General features: G+C 67.0%; 2 protein-coding genes. Both read left to right on the top strand.

The annotated features are described in order from the left end of the window. Nucleotides 1-305 precede the first annotated feature (305 nt). Nucleotides 306-1,355 (top strand): bifunctional (2E,6E)-farnesyl/geranyl diphosphate synthase, encoded by a 1,050-nt coding sequence (gene idsA2 / locus JOZ00_RS13875; protein WP_293344528.1) that lies wholly within the window; start codon nucleotides 306-308, stop codon nucleotides 1,353-1,355. 4 nt (nucleotides 1,356-1,359) lie between these two features. Beyond that, nucleotides 1,360-2,886: alpha-(1->6)-mannopyranosyltransferase A (locus tag JOZ00_RS13870; protein WP_366022316.1), on the top strand; the 1,527-nt coding region annotated here is incomplete at its 3' end.

Below are 2,886 nucleotides of genomic sequence, written 5' to 3'. Positions count from 1 at the left end.
CGCGATCTTCGTCCGCATTCGGCGGCACCAGCTCGAGCGCAATCGTGTTGAGGGTCACGCGGCTTCTCTCTTCTCGACTATTACTGCCCTGGGGGCCGTTCCGCGCGGCCCAGACGCCCCCGCCAGCATAGGGGCCAGTTAGTGAGGTAGTCGAAGCAACTGGTCGTCCGCGTCGCGTCATCTTGCGGGGGCGCAAGGTGCTCCGCCGAATACACTGATCGAGCCTGGGACAAACCAGGCGACGTTGAGCAGAAAGGGGCGCCGCGCTGAGCCTGAACGCTACGGCAGCAGCGGCAACCGTCGAGTTGACCGGCGCCATCACCGACCAACTTCGGCGGTACCTGCGTGACCGGCGGGCCGATACCGCCTACATCGGCGCGGACTACGGCGCCCTGATCGCCGCCCTGGAAGATTTCGTGCTGAGTGGCGGAAAGCGACTGCGGCCCGCCTTCGCCTACTGGGGCTGGCGCGCGGTAGCCACCGAGGCTCCCGATTCCGAAGTGCTGCTGCTGTTTTCCGCGCTCGAGCTGCTGCACGCCTGTGCCCTGGTGCACGACGACGTGATCGACGATTCCTCCACCCGTCGCGGCCGCCCGACGACGCACGTCCACTTCGCGGCTCTGCATCGCGGGCGGAACTGGCAGGGCTCGTCGGAGCGATTCGGGGTATCGGCCGCGATACTGCTCGGCGACCTCGCGCTGGCCTGGGCGGACGACATCGTCTTCGGGGTGGACCTGACGGCCGACGCCCACCGGCGGGTCCGGCGAGTGTGGGCCGACATCCGCACCGAGGTGCTGGGTGGGCAGTACCTCGACATCGTCGCCGAGGCCAGCGCGGCGAACTCGATCGCGTCGGCGATGAACGTCAACACGTTCAAGACCGCCTGCTACACCGTTTCGCGGCCGCTGCAGCTCGGGGTGGCCGCCGCCGCCGACCGCCCCGACGTGCAAGACGCCTTCGGGCAGATCGGCACGGATCTCGGAGTCGCGTTCCAGCTGCGCGACGATGTGCTCGGCGTCTTCGGTGACCCGGCGGTGACCGGCAAACCGTCAGGTGACGATTTGCGGTCGGGCAAACGAACGGTGCTGCTGGCCGAGGCAGTCGAGCTGGCCGAGAAGTCGGATCCCGCAGCCGCAAACCTGTTACGCAGTTCGATCGGCGCGGAACTGACCGACGCGCAGGTCGACCGGCTCCGCGACGTCATCGAATCGGTGGGCGCCCTGGCCGCGGCCGAAGAACGCATCGCTTCCCTGACCCAGCGGGCACTGGCCGCGTTGGCGGCCGCACCCATCAACTCGGCAGCCAAAGCGGGGCTGTCCGAACTGGCCAAGATGGCCACGAACCGGTCCGCCTGAGCCGATGAGCGCGCCGACACACCCGCAGACGACTGGCTCGTCATCGACGAAAAAGTCTGCCAGAGAACATGTTTCCGGCCTCGTCAGGTTCGCCGGCACCCCCGACGCGAAACCGGCGAAGCTCGGCTTCAGCGGTTCGGTGCTGATCACCCTGGGCGGATTGGGAGCGGGCAGCACCAAGACGCACGACCCGTTGCTGGAATCAATGCACATGTCCTGGCTGCGATTTGGCCACGGGCTGGTGCTCTCGTCGATTCTGTTGTGGACGGGCGTCGGCCTGATGCTGATCGCGTGGCTCCTGCTGGGGCGCCGCGTGCTCGCGGGCGAAGCCACCGAGTTCACCATGCGGGCCACCACCGCCTACTGGCTGGCGCCCTTGCTGCTGTCGGTGCCCATCTTCAGCCGCGACACGTATTCGTACCTGGCTCAGGGCGCGCTGCTGCGCGACGGCTTCGACCCGTACGCCGTCGGTCCGGTCGCAAACCCGAATTCCTTGCTGGACAACGTGAGTCCAATTTGGACGATCACGACGGCGCCCTATGGGCCGGTGTTCATCTTGATCGCCAAGCTTGTCACGATGCTGGTCGGCAATCACGTGATCGTCGGCACCATGCTGCTGCGCCTGTGCATGCTCCCCGGGCTGGCGCTACTGATCTGGGCCGCTCCCCGGCTCGCTCATCATCTGGGCACCAGCGGGGCAACCGCGCTGTGGATCTGTGTGCTCAACCCGTTGGTGCTCATCCACCTGATGGGTGGGGTGCACAACGAAATGCTGATGGTGGGGCTGATGACCGCCAGCATCGCGCTTATTTTCGCCGGCCGCGACATCGCGGGCACGACACTGATCACGGTGGCGATCGCGGTCAAAGCCACCGCCGGCATCGCGCTGCCTTTCTTGGTCTGGGTGTGGGCGCGCCATCTGCGCGAGCGGCGCGGCTACCGACCGGTTCAGGCGTTCCTGGCGGCCGCCGCGGCCACACTGCTGATCTTCGCCGTGGTGTTCGCGATCCTGTCGGCCGTCGCCGGGGTCGGCTTGGGATGGCTGACCGCGCTGGCCGGATCGGTGAAGATCATCAACTGGCTGAGCGTGCCGACCGCCGCCGCCAACGTGATCCACTTCCTGGGCAGCGGCTTCTTCTGGGTGAACTTCTACCCGCTGCTGCGCGTCACCCGGCTCATCGGGATCGCGATCATCGCGATCGCATTGCCGGTGTTGTGGTGGCGGTTTCGCCGTGACGACCGCGCCGTGCTCACCGGAATAGCGTGGTCGATGCTGGTCGTGGTGCTCTTCGTTCCGGCCGCCCTGCCGTGGTACTACTCCTGGCCCCTGGCGGTGGTGGCGCCGCTGGCCCAGTCACGACGGGCGGTCGCGCTCATCGCCGGCTTCTCGACGTGGGTGATGGTGATCTTCAAACCCGATGGCTCGCAGGGCATGTACTCGTGGCTGCAGTTCTCGATCGCCACCGCTTTCGGGCTGATCGCGTGGTGGAGCCTGCACCGGGACGCCGAACGAGAGACGGCTGGTACGCCG

It is taken from the genome of Mycobacterium sp. (genome assembly GCF_019243155.1).
Classification (GTDB): Bacteria; Actinomycetota; Actinomycetes; order Mycobacteriales; family Mycobacteriaceae; genus Mycobacterium.
Note: the sequence above shows the minus strand (reverse complement) of the source record. Positions and strands in the feature narration are given on the sequence as shown.